The sequence below is a fragment of the Dysgonomonas mossii genome, assembly GCF_004569505.1.
In the GTDB taxonomy this organism is placed as follows: domain Bacteria; phylum Bacteroidota; class Bacteroidia; order Bacteroidales; family Dysgonomonadaceae; genus Dysgonomonas.
In genome coordinates this window covers 659291-675241 of sequence record NZ_SPPK01000001.1, presented here as the reverse complement: position 1 = coordinate 675241, position 15951 = coordinate 659291, and the positions used below count along the sequence as shown (strand labels likewise).

Sequence of the window (15951 nt, the reverse complement as noted above, 5' to 3'; positions counted from 1 at the left end):
TTTTGAAGTTAGCAAAATTGTCCGGTATCAATATCTTTCACATAAAGCTGAATATTAGTCTTGCCATTATGCGTATTTTCTTCCAATGTATAACATATATCGAAAGGCTTACCGCTTTTAACCTTATCTGAACTATCCTGTTGCCTGAAAGCAATTCCATTAACAGGTGTCGACATTGTATCGTCTATCATTTCAAGCTTGAGATGAACATTATCTTTTCCCACCAATTTGCTTGTACCGTAATCCATAACATTGCACGTAACAAATATAGGATTCAGGTTTTCAGGACCAAAAGGAGCAAAAGCAGCTAAATCTTCAGTAAACTTCTGATTTATTTCCTTAAACGAGAGTTCAGCATCGACACGTATCTGAGGACGCATCATCTCGGGAGCAATCATTTCGAGAGAAAGGGCTTCGAAACGGCTTTTGAATTCCTTTAAATTTTCTTCTTTCAATGATAATCCGGCAGCATAGGTATGTCCTCCAAAGTTTTCCAAGATATCTTTGCAGGCTTCAATCGCCTTGTAAACGTCAAAACCCATTACAGAACGGGCAGAACCGGTAATTAACCCCTGAGACTGGGTAAGAACGACTGCCGGCCGTAAATATTTTTCAGTCAAACGTGAAGCGACAATCCCGATAACACCCTTGTGCCATGTTTCATTGTAGATAACGATACTTTTCTTTTCTTTCATATCTACATTTTCATCGATAAACTGTATTGCTTCTTCTGTAATTCGTTTATCGAGCTCGCGGCGATCATCATTATAATGGTCTATATTCATACTTTTCTCACGAGCATCTTCGATCGTGCTCGACAAAAGTAAATCTACAGCCTCTTTTCCTTTCATCATACGCCCCGAAGCATTGATACGTGGTCCGATTTTGAAAATTATATCATTGACTGTAATGTTCTTATATGTTAAGCCACAAATATCAATTATACCTTTCAATCCTAAACTGGGATTGGAGTTTATCTGTTTCAATCCAAAATAGGTAAGTACCCTATTTTCTCCTGTAATAGGTACAATATCGGATGCCACACTTACAGCTACCAGATCTAGCAAATCTGTAATTTCTGAAAAATCGATTTTATTACTCTGAGCCAATGCCTGCACAAGCTTAAAGCCGACTCCGCATCCCGAAAGATGTTCGTAAGGATAGGTAGAGTCTAAGCGTTTGGCATCTATTACCGCTACCGCATCGGGCAAGACATCATCGGGCATGTGGTGATCACCGATGATGAAATCGATCCCCTTGCTTTTAGCATAGTCTATCTTCTCATTTGCCTTTATGCCGCAGTCGAGCGCAATGATCAACTTAACGCCTGTTTCCTCTGCATAGTCTATACCTTGTTCGGATATCCCATAACCTTCATCGTAACGGTCGGGAATATAATAATCCAGATTGGTGGTAAACTTCCGAAGAAACTTGTACACAAGAGCAACCGCAGTTGTTCCGTCTACATCGTAATCTCCGTATATAAGTATACGTTGTTTTTGTCCCAGTGCCTTTTCTATTCTCTTTATAGCCTTATCCATATCAGGCAACAAGAAGGGGTCATGCAAGTCTCTCAAGCTAGGATGAAAGAACTTACGGGCCTCTTCGGCAGAAGATATCCCTCTCTGAATCAAGAGCTGGCAAAGAACAGGGCTTATGCCTAATTTCTTAGCAAGCTCATCTCTCTGCTCTTTTTGCTGGGTTGTTAGGGCTTCGTAATTCCATTTGTAAATCATTATATATAGTTTTTCTTTCTTCTGTCTCAAGAGAGATAGGCTAGCATTTTTTTGTTAAATATGACAACAATATGCCCTTTTACCAATCTCTTAGTACGGCTATTTATATCGAAAAGTAGCCTAGTACGAATTCGTAAAGATAATATATATAAGTGAAATCAGTATCGCCGATTTTACTTTTTATTTTTTATTATGATAGAATAATCTATGCGTAAAACACAAATACAATCAGGCTATCGAGTGATTTATATGTATAAAAAAAGTCTTACTATTTTGAGTAAGACTCTATATCATTCGGAGCATATATTACTTTACATTACTTGCTTTCAATCCTTTGATAACCGATGACGTAAACCCTGCATGCTCCATTTCATTAAGACCCTTGATCGTTATACCTCCGGCTGTGGTTACCTTATCAATCTCGGCTTCGGGATGGGAGCCATTTGCCTCAAGCAGCTTCACTGCACCCAACAACGTCTGCATCACTATTTCTTTAGCCTGATTGGGGTACAACCCCATCTCCACACCACCTTCCATCGCCGCTCTAATATAACGAAACGCGTAGGCTATACCGCACGATGCTAAGGATGTTGCTGCAGGTAGTAGCTTTTCATCGATTAATTCTGTTTTTCCTAATTCATTAAATATTTCTATAATCTGTGTTATATCTTCTTTTTGAGCATTCAGAGTAGAGACAAAAGTCATACTTTGTTTTTCGGCAATCGCTGTGTTTGGCATCACCCGAAAGATGCTTTTCCCGACTACCGACCAACTCGCTAACTGCTCTAATGAAATACCGGAAGCAACAGACACCAATATCTGAGCTGGATTTTTCAATCTATCTTTGTTTTGCAACAATACTTCCTCTATAAGCCATGGTTTAACTGCAACAATTACAATATCGGCTGTATCTAATGAATCGTACTCACTGGCGACTACATTTAAGCCTGAACCCGAATCTTTCATCCGAGTTGCCGAAACCGAAGTCTTCGTAATGACTGTTATATCGTGAGCTTTAAAAAGTAAGCCGGTAGACAATCCTCGGGCAATAGCCCCGCCCATGTTTCCTCCGCCTATAATCGATATTTTCATATACTTATTTATTATAGTGTTTCTTTATATAGTCTTTATAATCTTCTTCCAATTTATCTATCTCGTTTATGAGGAAATCATAGAAATTACCATCAAATATAATCCCTTCCTCTTTTATTCCATTTTCTAAAACAGTTATTGCCCCTTCACTGTTTATATATGCCCTATAAAGATTTCCACTTCGTTTATAAAACATCTGTCCATAATCCCCATTGCCTGAACTTGCGGTCTCCTTATATTTTTCATCGTAAGTAAGCCATGATAGCATATCTTTATCTGAGGATAATCCATAAATAAACATTCCATACCCAAATTCCCATGCCGGAACTACATCATATTCTTGAGGTCTAGGCCAAATTTTCTCTTCTACTTCGAGTATTACAGCACCTAATGAGAGTAAAAACGTCCTCACTTCTTCGTTAAAACTTATTCCATACGATCTTTCATAATCTTCAATTTGCTCTATTGTTGCCGGACTGTTTTTATAATTGTACCACATAAAATCATCGTTCAATAATTCTATACGGTCTAAAAAGTCATCTAATATAGCCATTCTTACCTGTTAAGCTTCTTTTGTGGTAATAAAAAACAGTTAATGCTTTACTCGTTATATTATTTCTTTATCACCATTTACTATTTTTTGCATTCTGTATTTTAATGCCTGATTGATATCAGTAAAACGTAAAATTATCAAAAAATATTTCTTTTTTATCTAAAACACCTCCAATAACAAGATAATTATTTCATTTTCCTTACTTTTGCACAAATTCTAAATTATGCTCGATAGATTATTCAAGAAAAAAGACATTTCGGTTATACTTGCAGAGCCTTCAGAAAACAAAGAAGGGCTTAGAAGAAGTCTGACTGCGACCAACCTTATAACCTTAGGAATTGGAGCCATTGTAGGCACAGGTATTTTTGTTATTACCGGTCAGGCAGCTTCAATGTATGCGGGCCCGGCTTTAACTATTTCTTTTGTTATATCAGCACTGGGATGTGTTATGGCTGGTTTATGCTATGCTGAGTTTGCCGCAATGATACCGGTATCAGGAGGAGTGTATTCCTACAGCTATACTACAATGGGCGAAGTATTAGCTTGGTTTGTAGGTTGGATTTTAGTTCTTGAATATCTTTTTGCATGCTCCAGCGTTGCTGTGGGATGGTCTGGTTACATGCTCAGCTTATTAAATGAATGGGGAATACATTTTCCCGAGCAAATAGCAGGAGCCACTTTCGATCACCTGAAAGACGGAAGCTGGGTGTGGACAGGGAAAATTATCAATTTTCCTGCTGTATTTATCGTAGCCATAGTTTCCGCATTTCTTATAGGAGGCATAAAGCAATCAGCTCTTGTCAATAATGTCATTGTTGTTATAAAAGTCGGTGTTATTCTATTATTCATAGGTTTTGGTTTATCATATATCGACACAAGCAACTGGGTGCCATATATCCCTGAAAATACAGGAGGGTATGGAAACTTCGGATGGACAGGAATCCTTCGTGGGGCTGCTGTTGTTTTTTATGCATATTTAGGTTTCGATGCCCTGTCTACTGCTGCGGGAGAGGCCCGTAATCCTCAAAAAGATATGCCAAAAGGTATCCTCATATCATTACTTATCTGTGCTGTTCTTTATATTGGTGTAACAACAGTATTGACAGGAATAGTAAATTACAAAGACCTCAACGTAGATGCACCCATCGCATTAGCAATCGACCGTGCAGGTGAAGGTTTAGCATGGCTGAGCCCCTTTATCAAGCTTGGAGCTATTGCCGGACTTAGTTCCGTAATCTTAGTTATGATGTTAGGACAATCGCGAATATATTATGCTATTTCAAAAGATGGTTTATTACCAAGTATCTTCTCTAAAGTAAGTCCTAAACATGGCGTTCCTCATAATGCAACCATATTCGCCAGTATTGTAACAGGGTTAATAGCGGGTCTATTTCCATTGCATGTACTCAGCGAATTGGTATCAATCGGTACGTTAATGGCATTCACTATAGTTTGTATATCAATTGTTATACTACGTAAAACTCAGCCAGACCTAAAGCGTCCATTCAAAACACCACTTGTACCATTTGTACCACTCTTAGGTGCTGCTATATGTATCGTACAAATGGTATCTCTACCTTGGAGCACATGGGAAAGAATGATTGGCTGGACTATTCTAGGATTCATTATATATTTCACTTATGGCATTAAGCATAGTAAACTGAATAATAAGTAAGGCATTGTGCAGAAGGAGTAAGTTCGTACAATCCTCTCAGAACCAATACACACCTTTAAGAAATTTAATTTCAATATTTACAATCATTTTGACACACAACTAACACAAAATATTTCAAAAAGTTATTATTTTTGTCAACACGCATAAAATATAACAACTTAATGAAAGAACAACTACTCCGCAAGAAGAATATTGCATCCATTCTCAAAGATTCCCTCCAAGAAAAGGGTGGGTTAAAAAGGACCTTATCGGTCAGGCATTTAATCGCCTTAGGCATAGGAGCGATCATAGGTACCGGAATATTCGTTCTTACAGGAACTGCCGCTGCAAATTATGCTGGTCCTGCTCTGACAATTTCTTTCATCATTTCTGCATTAGGATGCGCAATGGCCGGTCTTTGCTACGCCGAATTTGCATCCATGATTCCCGTAGCAGGAAGCGCCTATTCTTACAGTTATTCTACATTAGGAGAATTCTTTGCCTGGTTTATAGGCTGGGATCTAATACTCGAGTATCTGTTCACGGCCGGAACTGTAGCTGTTGGGTGGTCGGGATATTTTGTGAGTTTTCTCGACGATTTCGGATTACATATACCAATGAATATGCGCCTAGCTCCATTCGATCACACCTCCGCCGGAGGTTGGGTCACAACCGGTAGCATTATAAACTTCCCGGCTATGTTTGTTGTGGCAGTTATGTCTGTACTGTTGATTCGGGGAATAAGTCAGTCTGCTACGTTAAACAACATCGTAGTTGTCGTTAAAGTTGTTGTTATACTATTATTTATAGGTTTTGGGCTATCATTTATAGACACTGCCAACTGGACACCTTACATTCCTCAAAATACAGGAGAATTTGGCCATTATGGTTGGAGCGGAATATTTCGTGGTGCAGGAGTTATCTTCTTTGCTTACATCGGATTTGATGCTGTATCAACGACTGCGCAAGAAGCCAAGAATCCCCAAAAAGATATGCCCAAAGGAATACTGCTATCGTTACTTATATGTACTATCTTATACATTGCCGTTACAGTTGTATTAACAGGGATAGTAAATTACAAAGAATTGAGCGTCCCTGCTCCCATCGCTCTGGCTATAGACAATGCGGGAGAAGGTCTTGTATGGCTGCGTATGCCAATCAAAATAGGTGCTATAGCAGGACTAAGCTCTGTTGTTTTGGTTATGATGCTTGCCCAATCACGTATATTCTATACTATATCCAGAGATGGCTTACTTCCTAAATTCTTTTCGAAAGTACATCCTAAGTATAGCACACCTCACAATTCAACGATTGTAACCTGTATTGCTGTTGGTCTTATAGCAGGGCTTCTACCGATAAATGTACTCGGGGAGCTTGTGTCTATCGGAACTTTAATGGCTTTCACGCTGGTATGTATATCAATAATAATTCTACGCAAAATGCGTCCGGATGTAGAGCGTCCATTCAAAACACCTCTTGTTCCTCTTGTTCCTATATTAGGCGTTTTAATATGTCTGTCGCAGATGCTTGCCTTGCCTTTGGATACTTGGCTTAGGTTGATAGTATGGATGGTTATAGGTTTTGTTATTTACTTCACCTACGGAATTAAGCATAGTAAACTCAATAAGAAATAATACAAAAGAGGTTGTACCAAAAGTAAAATACTTTTATCATTATCCGTCTTGTCATTTTTAGTGTAATGGAGAATCTCGGCTATTGAGATACGAGATGTTTCACTTCATTCAAACTTGACTGGTGATAAAAAATATTTTCGGCACAACCTCTTTAATCTTTATAATTAGTAGGTTTATTACTTCAGCTCCTTAATTTTTACATTTTTAAACCACACTTCATCTCCATGATCCTGTAGTAAAATATTGCCTTCCGCTGCATTTCCAAAGTTAGGCCAGTTTGCGTATTTACTGTAAGCAACCAATGCATTCCACATCTGATTGTTACGCTCATACTCAACAATTTTGACGCCATTCAACCAATGTTGAACTTTATTATCAATAACTACAACAGTAGCAGTGTTAAAACCATTCTTGATAAAAGGTTTATCTGCCGATGCAGGAATCAGATCATATAACGATCCTAAAGTTCTATTCCCTTTTACGCCCAATTTTGCATCCGGGTGCTTTTCATCATCAAGTATCTGGAACTCACAGCCAATTGCAGAACCCTCTCCTTTATTTAAATCAGGGTTCACAAAATATTTTATTCCACTGTTTGCTCCTTCTGTAATTTTAAAATCTACTTTCAGTATAAAATTCTTATACTTACGGGTAGTTACGATATCTCCGCCATTCGTTGATTCGCCGCCACCGCTTTTCAGTACTTTCAAAATACCATTATCTATTACCCAACCCTTAGAAGGGAAAGTAGTAATTCGAGCTCCTTTCCATCCTTCTGTTGTTTTACCATCCCACAATAATTTCCATCCATCTCTTGTTTCCTGTTCGGTCAATACATTATCTTGAGCAAACAGAGACATCGTAAATAAACTGATAGCAACCGCTAATATATATTTCTTCATGTATGATATCTGATTTTATATTTTATAATATTGTTCCCAATCTTTGCGCGGAGGAATTCCGGTCAGCATTGCGTTGGCAAACGCATTATTTGTTATTTGTTTTGTTCTACTGTCGAAATAAAATTTCGTATTCAAGCGTTGAGCCATTACTCCTAAAGAGAAAACCTGACTTAATGGTCCATGAATTTCAAACGGAGAACGAGTCTTTTCTACTCCTGTACATGCTAGTAAGAAGTTTGCGAAATGATTTGAAGGGCTCTTCGGTACTTCCGGCAATTTAGAAGCCATATCCCTAGCCTTGCTTTCTGGTATGATAGAAAGTGTAGTGCCATGTGAAGCTCCTTTGAAAATCAAATCTTTACTATAAATAATCTTTCCCGGATTTAGAGACGTTTTCTTTATTTCACCTGCTCCCGAGGCAGGAATATTAGGGTCGAGAGCTGACTCTCCATATCCTTCAGGGATTGGAGGAAGGTTATCCACACCATCGTACCATGTTATATCACAAGCCGGCATTTCACCTCTTGGACCAAATTTAAACTGAATAGTCGAAGATGTTGGGAAAAAATAATCATTGTGTCCGGTCAATTTCACCGGATTGATTTCATAAGGTAGTCCTAAATCCAGAAATTCATGTACAGTATCTAAAATATGAGCACCCCAATCTCCTAAAGCTCCCATACCAAAATCGTACCAGCAACGCCATTCTCCATAATGATATTTTTCGTTATAGTCATGGTACGGAACAGCACAATTCCAAGTCATCCAGTCTAGTGTCGACGGAATAGGTTGCGCCTCAGGCAGCTTATAAATATTGGTATCCCATGTATGCCATCTGCGGGGATTATTCATATGAGCTACTACAGAAGTTACATCCTTTATTATACCTGCTTCTTGCCAAGCTTTGAATTGAAAGTAATTAGCTTCAGAGTGCCCTTGATTTCCGACCTGAGTAACCACATTCGGATACTTACGGGCGGCTTTCATCATCAATTCAGCCTCATAGAAAGTACGAGCCATTGGTTTCTCGACATACACATGCTTACCGTTAGCCATAGCCAACATTGTGATCGGAAAATGTGAATGATCCGGTGTAGCGATAGCAACAGCTTCAAACTCGTTTGCTATTTTGTCGAACATCACCCTAAAGTCTTTAAACTGCTTTGCTTTAGGATATTTGCCCATCACTTTTTGGGTATGCTTCGCGCCCATATCTACATCACATAGAGCAACGACATTCACCAAGCCCGTTTTTTCAAAGTCATCGATTATCTGTTCGCCTCTATTACCTATACCTATATAAGCAATATTCACCTTGCGATTTGCTCCCGCTACTCTGCTATAGCTTGCCGCATTCAATGGGTTCATCGTACCTACAGCGATACCGGCAGAGGTCATTGCAGCGGTTTTTAAGAAATTTCTGCGTGTTACCATGTATTATATATTTAGTTTTAATAGTCACCAAGTGTTATATAAATATGAGCTATACAAAATAAGGCATATATTTATTAAAATCAAAACGTGTGTGCGAACACACAGCCACGAAATACCCATAAACAACTAATAATAAACGATATATAAAAACAGGCTTACAACCTTATTTTTTATGTTTTATAACATAGAATCTTTATTCAGCCACAAACTACATATCGCCCTATTATTTTATTAAAGTTAACAATAAGGGTTATCTAAACATTGATTAATAAAGATCTTAAAGAAGCTATTCTTTTGCTATTTTAATCCAAGTTGCTTTTTTCCACAGCCATTCCAATGGCCCATGACGATGAGAACGAAGCCACCAATGACAAAAGAAAAACTGAATAAGGAATATTCCGATACCCATCAAGAAACATACAGTAATACCTGTGTATTTATAAAGACCTAATCCCCAATTGTAAAACAAAAAACCACCGATCAAAGACTGCGACAGGTAATTTGTCAAACTCATGCGTCCATAAGGTGCTAATAGGTGAAGAACATTTTTAAACTTTGTCAAATAATAAACAAGTATTACTCCAGCAAATAATATCCCCGTGAAAGCAAGATTCGAAAGAGATTTAAGTATAAGGATAGAAGGAACAAGCAGTGCATCCCGACTTACAAATTCAGGAAGAGTAGCAATCAAGCCATAAATTGGAAAAAATGCTATGACTGCTATAATAAATACTTTAATCCATAATTTTATATTTTTCTCGGAATAAAGAAATATTCTTCCTCGTCCTATTAACATACCAATCATAAATAGTCCTGCAGTTTGTGTAACCCTCCCATGTAATAACATCCACCCCATATTGGCAATATTACCTGTCCATATAGCTGTTTTGCACATTTCGAAGAAAGAGCCTTCTTTCTGAGCTACATTGACTATCTCCCAATATGGAGCGTCTAACTGAGCATTAATCCCGGTATATTCGGGATTGAAGAGAGCATATATTACTTGTCCCCATTCAAAAGGTTGCAGAAGAAGAACAATAGCTATAGCCATTACCGTACGAGTAGAAAAACGACAAACTGCTATCAGCACATAACCGAGTAAAGCATAGAGTACTAATATTTCACCCGGAAATAAAGCAGAATTGATACACGCTATAAAAAACAGTAATACTAATCGCCAAGCAAACCGTCTACGAAAATCTTTTCTTTTTTCTTTTTGTGAATTGTCTTGAATAAAAAAACTGAAGCCAAAAAGTAATGCAAAAATACAATAAGCCTTACCGGAAAAAGTAAAAAATATACTATCCCAAATTATTCTATCGGTAAACATCATAAAATTTGATGTTTACTCCGGAAAACTATAGAGACTAAAACGTTCAATAAAGTGAATAAGGGTAATTCCCATTACAGCGAAACCGCGCAATACATCTGCGATCTCGATACGATTATTACTGATTAGAGTAGTAGATACGGGCATTTTTTAAGATTTAAATGTTAAGATACTCTTCTATTTTGAGATGCAAATCTAACATAAACCTTTTATGTAACCTAACAGGCACAATATATTTAATTCCAATCTTTATTTCCCTACATTTGTTATAGCATAGTATTATTTGCTAATTTATACTCATTATTAAAATCGATAACTTTTAGATGTTGTGCTTCATAACCTTTCTAATATGCAGAGAAGATTGTATTGCCAAAACAAATGATTAGAGTTTAGAGTTTAATAATAAACAACTCAGTAAGAAAAAAAAATATCAATAAAAAAATGAAACTGACTTATATTTTTCATAGCGGTTATGCAATAGAAGGTGATGATTTTACCATCATTATAGATTATTACAAAGACTCGTCTGATATATCCGGCGAAGGCATCGTTTACAAAGAACTTCTGAAAAAAAAGGAAAAGCTATATGTCCTCTGTACTCATTCACACCACGACCACTTCAACAAAGAAATACTAAAATGGAAATGGGAACACCCGAATGTTATTTATATCTTTTCGAAAGACATCTTAAAATACAGGAAAGCGAAAGAGAGGGATGCTATATACCTTGACAAATCGGATACATACAGTGACGAAACACTCTCTATTGAAGCCTTTGGCTCTACCGACTTAGGTATTTCTTTCTTGATAAATGTAGAAGGAAAAATCATCTTTCATGCAGGTGATTTGAATAACTGGCATTGGAATGAAGAGTCTACTAAAGAAGAGATAGATGAAGCGGAGGGCTTTTATCAGAAAGAACTGAATTTAGTAATCGACAAAGTTAAACATCTCGACTTAGCTATGTTTCCTGTAGATCCTAGGTTGGGGAAAGATTACATGAAAGGTGCTGAACAATTTTTAGATGCTATACAAACAAACCTTTTTGCACCAATGCACTTTGGAGAAGCTTATGATAAGGCAAACGCATTTGCTGAATATGCCGAAAGCAAAGGTTGTAAGTTTATAAAGTGGCAGCACACAGGGGAAAGCTTCGAATTTTGACATCAACAAAATATATTCAATTAATGACGTAATTTATTCTATTTTCATTAGATTTGTACATAACAATGCTACTGTACAAAACATTTGGATACAATAGGTAAATCCGTTACATCATGAAAAATATAATATCTCTATTATCGTTATTAGTGACATTCTTGTTTACTTCTGCGCAAGAGGGTCATAAGCTTAATGCCGGGATAGATATGTCTTGGGGAATGCATTATTTCAATAGTGAGAAGAACAACCCCACGGCTGTTGGTGGTAGCATAGGGTACGAGTATGATTTTATCTTTTTCTTCGGAGTAGAAGCCGGATTTCGTTTTGGTGGATTCAATCAAAAGGTAGGTTACACAGATCCTAATATAGGACAAGGAGGAATAGGTGAAACCAACGGAGATTTCAAAGACATATACAGAGGCACATATTGGGCACCCTATATTGCCCCCAAATTATATTTCCCGATAGGTTATGACGAAAAGAGAGATCGAGCTCAGTATCTGTATCTTGAGAATAGGCTATCGTATACCCGAATGAATCTCAATCTGGACAAAATAACCAACATGGAGGGATCTGCTCACAAATACAGACTTCAGTACGAGATTAGGGCTGGCTATCAATTTCCTGTAACAGAAAGATGGGCTATTAACTGTTGGTTAGGCTATAATACTTTCGATTTCTCTAAAATTAAACCGGAAGCTATTAAATTCAAAAACTCTACACCTATACAAATTGGAATAGGATTTAATTACATTATAAAACAATGACAAGCCATGCTACGAAATGCCTCCCTGCTGATTTTTCTGTCGTTTTGTTTGTTATCTATACAAGCACAACAGAATAAAATAACCAGTATTCTTGAAATACTGAATATCGAAACAGGTGAGCGAACCACAGTAAAAGAATTCCCTTATCTGATAGAAGCGCCAAACTGGACTTATGACGGACAATGGCTTATTTATAACAGTGGAGGTAAACTTTGGAAGCTCTCCCCTGCCACTCCTACCGAGCCACAAGAAATATATACAGGTTTTGCAACCAATTGCAACAACGACCATGTATTGTCTTTCGACGGAAAACAAATAGCAATCAGCCACGGCACAAAAGAAGATGGGCTGTCACGCATCTATACATTACCCATTGGCGGTGGAGATCCTCAACTCATAACCCCATTAGCACCAAGTTACCTACATGGCTGGAGTCCTGATGGCCTATACCTAACTTATTGTGCAGAGAGAAAAGGCAATTATGATATTTATTCTATTCCGGCTAAAGGTGGTGTAGAAAAGCGACTCACACATTCGGACGGTTTGGATGATGGTCCGGAATACTCGCCCAATGGAAATTATATTTGGTTCAATTCGGTGCGCACAGGCCTAATGCAGATATGGCGAATGAAAGCTGACGGAACGGAGCAAACTCAAATGACATTTGACGAAACACGTAACTCTTGGTTTCCACATATATCACCCAATGGTGAGCTTGTTGTATTTATTACATATTACAAAGATGATCTAAAGCCCGATGAACACTTGCCTAATAAGAATGTCGAATTACGCATTATGCCGACTAATGGAGGAGAAGCTAAAACATTGGCAAAACTATTTGGAGGGCAGGGTACTATAAATGTTAATTCATGGTCACCCGATAGTAAATATATTGCCTTCGTAAGTTATCGTCTAAACAATTAATAATAAAATGAATTATAATCCCGAACCGGAGAAAGTAACCAGTATACTCGAAATATTCGATATCACTACAAACAAAAGTATATTAATAAAAGAATTTCCTTATCTCATAGAAGCTCCCGACTGGACGTCTGATGGAAAATGGCTCATATATAACAGTGAGGGATTAATATATAAACTATCTGCATCGGGAGGCGAACCGCAATTAATAGATACCGGCTTTGCAAACCAATGTAATAACGACCATCTAGTTTCTCCCGATGGCAAGTGGCTTGCAGTAAGTCATCGCTCATTGCCTCAAGGGAGACCTACTATTTTTATACTCCCCGCCGAAGGTGGTACACCCAGACAAGTGACGCCATCAGCTCCGAGTTATCTGCACGGGTGGAGTCCTGATGGAAAATCACTGACGTATTGCGCAAACCGAGAAGGAGAAATGGATGTATATACTATAAATATAGATGGAACGAATGAGACTCGTCTTACTTTCTCGGAAGGCTTGAATGACGGGCCGGAATACTCACCTGATGGTAAATACATCTGGTTCAACTCAGTCCGTACCGGATTGATGCAACTATGGAGAATGAAAACTGACGGTTCGGAACAGACTCAAATGACTTTTGATGAAGATAGCAACTCATGGTTTCCTCATATCTCACCCGATGGCAAACATGTAGTTTATATAGCATACAAAAAAGGGGATCTTGAACCTCATGAGCATCTACGCTACAAAAATGTAGAGATTCGCATAATGCCGGCTACAGGAGGCAAACCTCAGACATTAATAAAACTTTTTGGAGGCCAAGGAACATTCAATGTCAATTCTTGGTCGCCAGACAGTAAACAGTTTGCTTATGTAAGATACAAGACAGAACTTAACTCTAAATAACTAATATGAAATCTATTAAACTTTTATTACTTGTAATACTACTTTCTACAGGGAATTATATTGCAGCTCAAAGCTCTCCATTGTCTTTTACTATCAATGCAGGAGGAAGTCTTTCCGATATGCGGGTAAAGGGTAGTTCCACCGATTCCAAATATGGATTTCGAGGAGGGGTAGGCCTGGAAATGAATCTCCCTAATAATTTATTTTTGCAAACAGGATTGGATTTTGCTATGAAAGGAGCAAATTCGAATTCAATGGCAGTCGGAGATATTAACGGAGATGGCTATTCTCCTGATTTTTATATGGCGGAAGAAAAGGTGAGAGCTTCATATCTTGTCTTACCCATTAAAGCGGGCTACAGACTTAATGTGTCAAGGGTGGTACGCCTCAATTTTACTTTTGGACCATATCTTGCCTACGGTATTGGTGGAAAATATAAAGCAAAAGAAGCTATAAAAATGGCTCTACCGGGGGATCGTGAATTATCGAATGGTACTTATACCGAATATTCAGAGTTTGAATATGACACTTTTTCAAGCGAAACACTGAAACGCTTCGACATGGGCTTAGCCGGATCTGCAGGAGTAGAATGTAAACGTATATTACTGAACTTTGGTTACGAACATGGTTTGGTCAATTACTCCAGAGGCAATTCTTCGTCATATAACAGTGCTTTGTTTTTAACTTTAGGTTATCGGATATTTTGAATTCAGAAATAATACAAGACTAGGATTTGATTAAAAATATTTTTTGATTTATAAGATTCAATGCTGTATAATTATTTTATAGATTTGTAGATTAATAATTACACCAGAACAGATGGAAAACATTAAAGCTCAGTACTGGAAGTATTCTCTTATAATACTTATTCTTTTCATAGCCGTTGTCCTGTTCCGAGAACTTGCACCGTTTATGAGTGGGGTACTGGGAGCTTCTACCATCTATGTTATGGTAAGAGGGCAAATGAGATACCTTACGCAGAAAAAGAATTTGGGACGGGCTTTGTCTGCTATTCTTATTGTTATCGAGGCCATATTATGTTTTCTTATCCCCATTTCTGTGGCAGTATGGTTATTAGTCGGGGAATTGAACAATATAAATCTTGACCCGTCGTCTTACATATCAGGAATACAACATTTCAATGAGTTAATTCAACAAAAGACAGGGTACAATGTACTCAGTTCAGAAAATTTGATAAGTGCAGCATCTTATTTACCTAAAATAGGCCAGATATTACTAGATAGCGTCAGCAGTTTTATCATCAATTCTCTGGTACTTGTCTTTGTGCTTTATTTTATGCTAATCGGTGGTGAACGAATGGAGAAATATCTTTTCTCACTCCTTCCTTTCGATGATGATAATAAAAAGAGCGTTATACATTCTGTAAAAATGATGGTAACATCAAATGCTATCGGAATACCTCTATTAGCTATAATACAAGGTTTTGTTGCTACAATCGGATACATTATATTTGATGCGCCCAGCCCTATTCTTTTCGGATTCCTTACATGTTTTGCCACAATTATACCATTAATCGGTACATCGCTGATATGGTTCCCGTTGGCTGTCTATTTAGCACTAACCGGCGATTGGTTTAATGCCATTGGCTTAGCTATATATGCTCTGATCGTAATATCCAACTCCGACAATCTGATCCGTTTTATATTGCAAAAGAAAATGGCCGATACGCATCCATTAATAACTGTATTCGGAGTTATAATCGGTCTTACATTATTTGGTTTTTGGGGTGTAATATTCGGTCCTTTATTGCTTTCCGTATTTATCCTTTGCATTGATATATTCAAGAGAGAGTATTTAGATGAAAAAGACACAGCAATGACTATTGACGACTATAAAGATGATGAAAACCTAAATTAA

Annotated in this window: 12 protein-coding genes and 2 pseudogenes; 8 read left to right on the top strand and 6 right to left on the bottom strand. The window is 37.6% G+C overall.

The window, feature by feature from the left end; translation table 11 throughout:
* Window positions 1–8: 8 nt before the first annotated feature.
* From recJ to E4T88_RS03020, 3 genes are all read right to left on the bottom strand, one after another.
* On the bottom strand, window positions 9–1736 hold the full coding sequence (recJ, locus tag E4T88_RS03030; protein WP_135103993.1) for a single-stranded-DNA-specific exonuclease RecJ: 1728 nt from the start codon (window positions 1734–1736) through the stop codon (window positions 9–11).
* 306 nt (window positions 1737–2042) lie between these two features.
* Window positions 2043–2828, bottom strand: coding sequence for a pyrroline-5-carboxylate reductase (gene proC / locus E4T88_RS03025; RefSeq protein ID WP_135103992.1), 786 nt, complete (start codon window positions 2826–2828; stop codon window positions 2043–2045).
* A 4-nt stretch (window positions 2829–2832) separates the two neighbouring features.
* Complete coding sequence (locus E4T88_RS03020; protein WP_135103991.1) at window positions 2833–3381, bottom strand: hypothetical protein; 549 nt, start codon at window positions 3379–3381, stop codon at window positions 2833–2835.
* Window positions 3382–3604: 223 nt separating this feature from the next.
* Between E4T88_RS03020 and E4T88_RS03015 the strand changes: the two genes are divergently transcribed.
* Window positions 3605–5056 carry an amino acid permease gene (locus E4T88_RS03015; RefSeq protein ID WP_135103990.1) on the top strand — a complete coding sequence of 484 codons (1452 nt, stop codon included), beginning with the start codon at window positions 3605–3607 and terminating at the stop codon, window positions 5054–5056.
* 161 nt (window positions 5057–5217) lie between these two features.
* Window positions 5218–6669, top strand: a complete 1452-nt coding sequence (locus E4T88_RS03010; RefSeq protein WP_135103989.1) for an amino acid permease — start codon at window positions 5218–5220, stop codon at window positions 6667–6669.
* Between the two features lie 176 nt (window positions 6670–6845).
* Here the strand turns inward: E4T88_RS03010 and E4T88_RS03005 are convergent.
* From E4T88_RS03005 to E4T88_RS02995, 3 genes and pseudogenes are all read right to left on the bottom strand, one after another.
* A pseudogene (locus E4T88_RS03005) lies at window positions 6846–7484 on the bottom strand (3-keto-disaccharide hydrolase); the annotation flags it as partial.
* Window positions 7485–7586: 102 nt separating this feature from the next.
* Entirely contained in the window at window positions 7587–9005 is a 1419-nt protein-coding gene (locus tag E4T88_RS03000) for a Gfo/Idh/MocA family oxidoreductase (protein ID WP_135103987.1), read from the bottom strand.
* Window positions 9006–9291: 286 nt separating this feature from the next.
* A pseudogene (locus E4T88_RS02995) lies at window positions 9292–10482 on the bottom strand (DUF418 domain-containing protein).
* A 294-nt stretch (window positions 10483–10776) separates the two neighbouring features.
* On the opposite strand from E4T88_RS02995, the gene E4T88_RS02990 reads away from it, so the two are divergent.
* From E4T88_RS02990 to E4T88_RS02965, 6 genes are all read left to right on the top strand, one after another.
* Window positions 10777–11499, top strand: coding sequence for an MBL fold metallo-hydrolase (locus tag E4T88_RS02990; RefSeq protein ID WP_135103986.1), 723 nt, complete (start codon window positions 10777–10779; stop codon window positions 11497–11499).
* 113 nt (window positions 11500–11612) lie between these two features.
* Window positions 11613–12263, top strand: coding sequence for an outer membrane beta-barrel protein (locus E4T88_RS02985; RefSeq protein ID WP_135103985.1), 651 nt, complete (start codon window positions 11613–11615; stop codon window positions 12261–12263).
* A 6-nt stretch (window positions 12264–12269) separates the two neighbouring features.
* Window positions 12270–13187, top strand: a complete 918-nt coding sequence (locus tag E4T88_RS02980) for a TolB family protein (protein WP_135103984.1) — start codon at window positions 12270–12272, stop codon at window positions 13185–13187.
* A 7-nt stretch (window positions 13188–13194) separates the two neighbouring features.
* A complete protein-coding gene (locus E4T88_RS02975) occupies window positions 13195–14073 on the top strand; it encodes a TolB family protein (protein ID WP_135103983.1) in 879 nt (292 codons plus the stop codon).
* Between the two features lie 5 nt (window positions 14074–14078).
* Window positions 14079–14780 (top strand): porin family protein, encoded by a 702-nt coding sequence (locus E4T88_RS02970; RefSeq protein WP_135103982.1) that lies wholly within the window; start codon window positions 14079–14081, stop codon window positions 14778–14780.
* A gap of 112 nt (window positions 14781–14892) precedes the next feature.
* Window positions 14893–15951, top strand: a complete 1059-nt coding sequence (locus tag E4T88_RS02965; protein WP_135103981.1) for an AI-2E family transporter — start codon at window positions 14893–14895, stop codon at window positions 15949–15951.